This is a genomic window from Vogesella mureinivorans (genome assembly GCF_007644035.1).
Classification (GTDB): domain Bacteria; phylum Pseudomonadota; class Gammaproteobacteria; order Burkholderiales; family Chromobacteriaceae; genus Vogesella; species Vogesella mureinivorans.
The window spans coordinates 1-298 of sequence record NZ_VMTV02000133.1 but is presented as its reverse complement, the minus strand read 5'-3'; the positions used below and the strand labels follow the sequence as shown (position 1 = coordinate 298).

Below are 298 nucleotides of genomic sequence, written 5' to 3'. Positions count from 1 at the left end.
AAGGATTTGAAGCCAATCGAGCCGGCCTGGAACGCACAGCTGCCGCCCAGCGAGTTCGGCTCATACGCGACCCCGCCGCGATGGATCGCCTGCCGATGCATGCCGTCGCGCTGATTGTTGTGCACCTGCGCAATCGGCGCGTTGATCGGGATCTCGTGGAAATTCGGCCCGCCCAGACGCGTGATCTGGGTATCGATGTAGGAGTGGATTCGACCCGCCAGCAGGGGATCGTTGCTGAAGTCGATACCGGGCACGACATGCGCGGTGCAGAAGGCGACCTGCTCGGTCTCGGCGAAGA

General features: G+C 63.1%; 1 protein-coding gene. It reads right to left on the bottom strand.

Annotated elements, in window-relative coordinates; all coding sequences use genetic code 11:
* The coding region (locus FLQ44_RS03165; RefSeq protein ID WP_147693011.1) for a catalase at positions 1-298 on the bottom strand (298 nt) is incomplete at both ends.